Source organism: Azospirillum sp. UENF 312511 (assembly GCF_058780635.1).
Genome location: NZ_JBSNCG010000003.1, coordinates 1,292,267 through 1,300,000 on the forward strand (window position 1 = coordinate 1,292,267; position 7,734 = coordinate 1,300,000).

Annotated in this window: 3 protein-coding genes, 2 tRNA genes and 2 rRNA genes; 2 read left to right on the forward strand and 5 right to left on the reverse strand. The window is 65.1% G+C overall.

The window, feature by feature from the left end; genetic code table 11:
* Nucleotides 1-75: 75 nt before the first annotated feature.
* A complete protein-coding gene (locus ACWPN7_RS17475; protein ID WP_459197741.1) occupies nt 76-483 on the forward strand; it encodes a hypothetical protein in 408 nt (135 codons plus the stop codon).
* A gap of 7 nt (nt 484-490) precedes the next feature.
* Here ACWPN7_RS17475 and ACWPN7_RS17480 read toward each other — a convergent pair whose 3' ends face one another.
* Nucleotides 491-2,053: a helicase HerA domain-containing protein gene (locus tag ACWPN7_RS17480; protein WP_459197742.1), complete on the reverse strand. Its 1,563-nt coding sequence runs from the start codon at nt 2,051-2,053 to the stop codon at nt 491-493.
* Nucleotides 2,054-2,237: 184 nt separating this feature from the next.
* On the opposite strand from ACWPN7_RS17480, the gene ACWPN7_RS17485 reads away from it, so the two are divergent.
* Nucleotides 2,238-4,091, forward strand: a complete 1,854-nt coding sequence (locus ACWPN7_RS17485) for a bifunctional diguanylate cyclase/phosphodiesterase (protein WP_349621363.1) — start codon at nt 2,238-2,240, stop codon at nt 4,089-4,091.
* Nucleotides 4,092-4,284: 193 nt separating this feature from the next.
* Here ACWPN7_RS17485 and rrf read toward each other — a convergent pair.
* The 4 genes from rrf to ACWPN7_RS17505 all read right to left on the reverse strand — a co-directional run bounded on the left by rrf (nt 4,285) and on the right by ACWPN7_RS17505 (nt 7,717).
* Nucleotides 4,285-4,400 (reverse strand): 5S ribosomal RNA (rrf, locus tag ACWPN7_RS17490).
* A 132-nt stretch (nt 4,401-4,532) separates the two neighbouring features.
* Nucleotides 4,533-7,280 (reverse strand): 23S ribosomal RNA (locus tag ACWPN7_RS17495).
* Nucleotides 7,281-7,534: 254 nt separating this feature from the next.
* Nucleotides 7,535-7,610 (reverse strand) — tRNA-Ala (locus ACWPN7_RS17500).
* A 30-nt stretch (nt 7,611-7,640) separates the two neighbouring features.
* Nucleotides 7,641-7,717, reverse strand: a tRNA-Ile gene (locus tag ACWPN7_RS17505).
* Between the last annotated feature and the right edge of the window lie 17 nt (nt 7,718-7,734).

The following is a 7,734-nucleotide window of genomic DNA, read 5'->3' on the forward strand; positions in this document are numbered from 1 at the left end:
TCCGGGAACGTTCAGGGGGGCTTGCGACATCGCGCCCGCTTGCGGAGGCGCACCGTCCCTCTACCATCGCGGGCCATGAGAACCGATCCCGACGGCCTTCCCCATCATGACGACCGCCGCGCCCTGGCGGAAGCCCTGCGCGCCGCTCTGACGCAGCGCTGTCCGGACGCCGACGGCGATCTGGTCGCGGCCATCGGGGCCATGGCGGCCAGCCGCTTCTTCGGGGTGCGCTTCCGCGCCGAAGGGAACGCCGCCCGCGCCTGGGTCGCCCGCCGCCCCAACCCCGACGTGTTCGAGGTCTGGGACCCCGCCACCGGCGCCTGGGATTTCGTCGAACGCCTGCCCGATCCGGCGCTTTACCAGCCGACGCCGGAGGGCACCGCGCGCATCGCCGCCAAGGCGCAGGAGGCCATGGCCGCGGTCGCCGCCGCCGGACGTCTGGCCCACGCCCTGGCCGCCGGGATCGAGCCGGACGACGAGTAAAGAAAAATCAGACGGTGGCGAACAGCCCGCCGTCCTCCGGCCCGTCGGACCCATCCTCGGCGTTCGGATCGCCCAGCGCGGTTTCCCAGCCCAGCGCCGGCAGGGCGATGCTGCGCGTGTTGCCCAGCCCGCTGCGCGTGGCGACGAAGCCGCGCTGCTCCATGTAGGTCAGCAGGCGCCGCGCCCGCCCGCGCGACCGGCTGCCGCAGGCGCGGGCCACGTCGGCGTCGGATGGGCAGGGCAGATGGTCCAGCGCCGCGCGGGCCAGCAGCAGGAAGACGACCTGGATGTCCTCCGGCAGGGTCGCCGCGACCTGGGTCGCCTTCGCCCAGGCGGGATTCTCCTCGGTGCCGTCCCCCGCCCCGGCGCGGGCCGCCGCCAGCTTGCGCCGGAAGGCCGGCAACTCCAGAAGCTCGCCCCGCACCCCCTGCGTCCGGCAGCGCACCAGGAAATCCTGATAGAGCACGGCGATGGAGCGGTAGGGCGCCTCCGGATCGGCCAGCACCTCGCGCAGGATCGCCTCATAGGCGGCTTTGCGCTCCGCCGCCTGCTCCGGCGTTTCCGGTTCCTCCATGGGCAGCGCGGGGGCTCCGTCCTCGCTCTCCGGCTCCACCGGCAAGGGGCGCGGGCGGGAGAGCTGGGCCAGCAGGTCGGCGCTGGCGCTGGTCGAGGGGCGGCGCACCGGCAGGCGCGGCGGCTCCGGCTCACCCGGCTTGAAGATCAGCTCCCGCGCGTCCTCCAGCGGGGTGTCGGGCAGCGGCATCAGCTTCGGGCTGCCGGCCCGCCCCTGCGTCTCGACGGTACCGATGCGCAGCGGCAGCGGGCGGCGCGAGATGGCCGGGCCGAGCGCGATGAAGTGCCCGCGCTCCAGATCGCGGAACATCTCGGCGGTGCGGCGCTCCATGCCCAGCAGATCCGCGGCGCGGGCCATGTCGATGTCGAGGAAGGTGCGGCCCATCAGGAAGTTGGAGGCCTCCGCCGCCACGTTCTTGGCGAGCTTGGCAAGGCGCTGCGTCGCGATCACCCCGGCCAGCCCGCGCTTGCGCCCGCGGCACATCAGGTTGGTCATGGCGCCCAGCGAGACCTTGCGCGCCTCGTCCGACACCTCGCCGGCGGCCGACGGGGCGAAGAGCTGCGCCTCGTCCACCACCACCAGCATGGGGTACCAGTGATCGCGGTCGGCGTCGAACAGCCCCCCCAGGAAGGCCGCGGCGTGGCGCATCTGCATGTCCGCGTCCAGCCCCTCCAGGTTCAGCACGACGGAGACGCGGTGTTGGCGCACGCGGGCGGCGACGCTCTGCAGGGCGGCCTCGCTGTGCTCGTCGGCGTTCACCACGATGTGGCCGAAGCGCTCGGCCAGGGTCACGAAGTCGCCCTCGGGGTCGATCACCGCCTGCTGCACCCAACGCGCGCTCTGCTCGATCAGGCGGCGCAGCAGGTGCGACTTGCCGGAACCGGAGTTGCCCTGCACCAGCAGGCGGGTCGCCAGCAGTTCCTCAAGATCCAGCATCGCCGACGCCCCCGTCGCGCCAGCCGTCATGGCCGCCCCCATGTCGATGCCGACCTTCATGCCCCGCCGCCCCCCAGATCCATCATCGTCTGCGTTGAAGCGCACCCCTATAGCGCAAAGCGGGGCCGCGGTGCGAAGGGCATTTTGGATCGCCCGCCCCAGGCAAAGCTTGGATGTGTCACGAAATCGAAAAGATCATCCGCTACAAGATGGGCTTGCCCGCGACGAACATGGACAGCCGGCGGTGGACGAAGCCATGGCCTCGGTGCCTGCACAGGAAACGGACAACGGCTTCGGCGCCCCGGCGGGGAGCGCCCGCAAGGCCGCGCTGCCGGCCGAATGGACCCGTCTTCTGGCCGGGCTGTCGGTCGCCTTCCAGCCCATCGTGCAGATGCGCACCGGGCGCTGCCACGGCATGGAGGCGCTGTTGCGCGGCCTGGAGCGCAGCCCCTTCGCCAGCCCCAACGACCTGCTGGACGCCGCCTGCATGCAGGGCCTGCTGGCGGAGGTCGAATGCGCCCTGCACGCCAAGGCGGTGGCGGCCTTCCGCGCGCTGGACCACTGGCCGAACGCCAAGCTGTTCCTGAACATTGACGCGCGGGTGGTCGGGGTGGCCGGCTCGCCCTGGCTGGCCCCCGTCGCGCTGGCCCCCTTCGCAATGAACGGCGGCGCGCCCGACCCGAGCCTGACCATCAGCCTGGAAATCTCCGAGCGGCGGGAATTGCGTCCCGACCACAGCATCGAGCAGGCCATTGACCGCTACCGCCAAGCGGGCATCGGGGTGGCGCTGGACGATTTCGGCGTCGGCTTCGCCGGGCTGCGGCTGCTCTACGAATCCAAGCCCGACTATCTCAAGATCGACCGCTATTTCATCGACGGCATCGACCAGGACACGCGCAAGCGGGCCATCGCCCACGCGCTGGTCGGCTACGCCCACGCGCTCGGCATCCTCATCATCGCCGAGGGGGTGGAGACGGAGAAGGAATTCTACACCTGCCGCGATCTCGGCTGCGACTTCGCCCAAGGCTATCTGATCGCCCGGCCGAGCCTGGAGCTGCGCGCCGTGCCCGAGCGCTACGGCATCGTCGAGGAGTTGAACCACCGGGACCGGCGCAAGCCGAACGAGGCCCGCCTGCGCCTGTCCGAGGTGATCGAGCGGCAGCCGCCGCTCGCCGTCAACTCCCCGAAGACGGAGCTTCTGGAATATTTCCGCGGCGACAACAGCCCGTCCATCGCCCCCATTGTCGACCGCCAGCAGCGCCCGCTGGGGCTGATCCGCGAGCGCGACCTGAAGCGCTTCGTCTATTCCCGCTTCGGCAGCGAGCTTCTGCGCAACAAGGGGCTGGGCGACACGCTGCTGGATCTGGTGGTGAAGAGTCCGGTCTGCGACATCTCCACGCCGCTCGACCAAGTGATCGAAGCCTTCTCGGCGGAGGAGGCCAGCGACGGCATCATCATCATCGAAGGCGGCGAGTATGCCGGTTTCCTGTCCAGCGGCGCGCTGATCCGGCTGGTGCACGAGCGCAACCTCGCCATGGCCGCCGACCAGAACCCGCTGACCCGCCTGCCCGGCAACGCCGCCATCGTGCGCCACATCGAGCGCGCCCTTCAGGAGCAGGACCGCAAGCACGTCCTGGCCTATCTCGACTTCGACAACTTCAAGCCCTTCAACGACCGTTTCGGTTTCCGCCAGGGGGACCGCGCCATTCTGATGTTCAGCGAGCGGCTGAAGGCCTGGGCCTCGGGCAACGGCGGCTTCGCCGGCCACATCGGCGGCGACGATTTCTTCGTCGCCCTCAGCGGCACTGAGGACGAGGATGCGCTCGCCCGCGTGGCGGACCTCGTCGCGCAGTTCCGCTCCGACGCGGAGAGCCTCTACGATCCGGAGGCGCGGGAGGCTGGCTGCTTCGAAGGCAAGGACCGCTACGGTGCGCTGCGGCGTTTCCCGCTTCTGTCGGCCAGTGGCGTCGCCGTGGTGATCGCTCCCGGCCCGCACCGCCTGACCCCCGACGCGATCAACACCGCCATCGCCGGCCACAAGGCCATCGCCAAGGAAAGCCCCGACAAGCTCTGCACCGTCCGCCTCCCACCCCCATAATCCCCTCCCCCGCGGAGCGGGGGAGGGTTAGGGAGGGGGCCCGCAGCGACACCTTTGGCACAACAGACACAACGAAAAACCGGCGCTTCCCCCAGGGGAAAGCGCCGGCCTTGCCGTTCATGAAGCCGATTGTCAAGTGTGTCTGAAGCCTTGCTGCGTCCACGTCCGTGTTGGTTTGGCGTGTGCCGTGGTGACCTGGCGGCGACCTACTCTCCCACGTCTTAAGACGCAGTACCATCGGCGCTGAGGCGTTTCACGGCCGAGTTCGGAATGGGATCGGGTGTTGGGAGCCCCGCCATGACCACCAGGTCACCAAGGCACACGCGAACCATCCGGACTGGACGGCAGAGGTTTGGTTTGAGCGAGGACGTTTGCTCTTGTTCTTGCGGTGTTGGCTCGTGCGCCCAGGGCTTGCCGCTGCGCGCGGGCCGCCTGCTGGAAAGGATCAAGCCGATCGAGCGATTAGTAAGGCTCAGCTTCAGGCGTTGCCGCCCGTCCACATGCCTCCTATCGACGTGATGGTCTGTCACGGCTCTCAAGGGAGTTCTGGTTTAGAGGTGGGTTTCCCGCTTAGATGCTTTCAGCGGTTATCCCGTCCATACTTAGCTACCCGGCCATGCCACTGGCGTGACAACCGGTGCACCAGAGGTATGTCCATCCCGGTCCTCTCGTACTAGGGACAGATCCTCGCAAAACTCCGACACCCACGGCAGATAGGGACCGAACTGTCTCACGACGTTCTAAACCCAGCTCACGTACCACTTTAATCGGCGAACAGCCGAACCCTTGGGACCTGCTCCAGCCCCAGGATGTGATGAGCCGACATCGAGGTGCCAAACGACTCCGTCGATATGGACTCTTGGGAGTCATCAGCCTGTTATCCCCGGCGTACCTTTTATCCGTTGAGCGATGGCCCGTCCACATGGAACCACCGGATCACTATGGCCGACTTTCGTCTCTGCTCGACTTGTCTGTCTTGCAGTCAGGCGGGCTTATGCCATTGCACTCGACGAGCGATTTCCGACCGCTCTGAGCCCACCATCGCGCGCCTCCGTTACACTTTGGGAGGCGACCGCCCCAGTCAAACTACCCGCCATGCAGGGTCCCGGCTCCGGATGAACGGAGCGCGGTTAGATGCCAGAGACCTCAAGGGTGGTATTTCAAGGATGGCTCCACCCGAGCTGGCGCCCGGGCTTCCTAGCCTCCCACCTATCCTACACATGAGATCCCTAGCACCACTGCAAAGCTGTAGTAAAGGTGCACGGGGTCTTTCCGTCTGACCGCGGGTACTCCGCATCTTCACGGAGAGTTCAATTTCGCTGAGTTGGTGTTGGAGACAGCGGGGAAGTCGTTACGCCATTCGTGCAGGTCGGAACTTACCCGACAAGGAATTTCGCTACCTTAGGACCGTTATAGTTACGGCCGCCGTTTACCGGGGCTTCAATTCGGAGCGTGAACCCCTCCTCTTAACCTTCCGGCACCGGGCAGGCGTCAGACCCTATACGTCGCCTTGTACGGCTTCGCAGAGCCCTGTGTTTTTAGTAAACAGTCGCCACCCCCTGGTCTGTGCCCCCCGCCATGGCTTGCGCCACAACGGGGCCCTCTTCTTCCGAAGTTACGAGGGCAATTTGCCGAGTTCCTTCAACACCATTCTCTCAAGCGCCTGGGTATACTCTACCAGTCCACCTGTGTCGGTTTGGGGTACGGTCTGATGCGGGGGCTGTTTCCTGGAACGGGTCCCCAGCCGGGCCAATCCGATAAGGCCCGACACGCTTTCCCATTCGTCACACACCCGCTGGCCCACGAATATTAACGTGGTTCCCATCGACTACGCCTTTCGGCCTCGCCTTAGGGGCCGGCTCACCCTGCGTGGATTAACCTTGCGCAGGAACCCTTGGACTTTCGGCGACAGTGTTTCTCACACTGTTTGTCGCTACTCATGTCAGCATTCTCACTTCCGATACCTCCAGGCACCCTCGCGGGGACCCTTCGCAGGCTTACGGAACGCTCCGCTACCACGTGATCCAAAGATCACATCCGCAGCTTCGGTACACGGCTTGAGCCCCGATACATTTTCGGCGCAGGCCGGCTTAACTAGACCAGTGAGCTATTACGCTTTCTTTAAAGGATGGCTGCTTCTAAGCCAACCTCCTGGTTGTCATGGCCTTCCCACATCCTTTCCCACTTAGCCGTGATTTGGGGACCTTAGCTGGCGGTCTGGGCTGTTTCCCTCTCGACGATGGACCTTAGCACCCACCGTCTGTCTGCCGGGCTGTGCTCCACGGTATTCGGAGTTTGGTTAGGTTTGGTAAGCCGCGAGGCCCCCTAGCCCATCCAGTGCTCTACCCCCGTGGGCAATCGCCCGACGCGCTACCTAAATAGCTTTCGCGGAGAACCAGCTATTTCCCGGTTTGATTGGCCTTTCACCCCTAGCCACAGGTCATCTCCGACTTTTTCAACAGGCGTGAGTTCGGTCCTCCAGTGCGTGTTACCGCACCTTCAACCTGCCCATGGCTAGATCACCGGGTTTCGGGTCTACAGCAAGCAACTCAAGCGCCCTCTTCAGACTCGCTTTCGCTGCGCCTCCGGCTATCGCCTTAAGCTCGCTGCTTACTGTAAGTCGCTGACCCATTATACAAAAGGTACGCCGTCACGGTGCAAGACCGCTCCGACTGCTTGTAGGCATCCGGTTTCAGGAACTGTTTCACTCCCCTCGTCGGGGTGCTTTTCACCTTTCCCTCACGGTACTGGTGCACTATCGGTCACTGAGGAGTACTTAGGCTTGGAGGGTGGTCCCCCCATGTTCGGACAGGGTTTCACGTGCCCCGCCCTACTCGAGCATTCAGTCCGGTTTACCCGTACGGGGCTATCACCCGCTCTGGCCCGCCTTTCCAGACGGTTCCGGTTATGTAGACTGAATGACTGGCCTGGTCCGCGTTCGCTCGCCACTACTAGCGGAGTCTCGGTTGATGTCCTTTCCTCCGGCTACTTAGATGTTTCAGTTCGCCGGGTTCGCCTCCCATGCCTATGAATTCAGCATGGGATACCGCTTGCGCGGTGGGTTGCCCCATTCGGAAATCCACGGATCAAAGCCTGCTCGCGGCTCCCCATGGCTTATCGCAACGTGCTGCGTCCTTCATCGCCTCTCAGTGCCAAGGCATCCACCAGATGCCCTTCAGACGCTTGATCCTAAACTCAGCGGTTGCGCCACGCGCAGGGGCAAGCCCAGACGCACGCACAACGCCGCAAGATGCATTGACCATCGAACCAACCCCATCAGGAGCCGGCCCGAGGTCCGTCCTCGGTCACTTAACAATCGTCTTCACACTGTCCATGATCCCGCTCCAGTCCCCTCGATGAGGAGCCCGAAGCTCACGTTTCCGTGTTGCGTTTCCTTCTGACGGATCTCTGCCGGAACCTGAAAGCCTCGACACCAGAGAAACTGGTGGAGGCAGACGGGATCGAACCGACGACCTCCTGCTTGCAAAGCAGGCGCTCTCCCAACTGAGCTATGCCCCCGTTTGGCGTCAAGCGATACGGCCTGATGGGTGGTGGGCCAGGGAGGATTTGAACCTCCGACCTCACGCTTATCAAGCGCGCGCTCTAACCAACTGAGCTACTAGCCCCTCGTCGCGATTAAGCA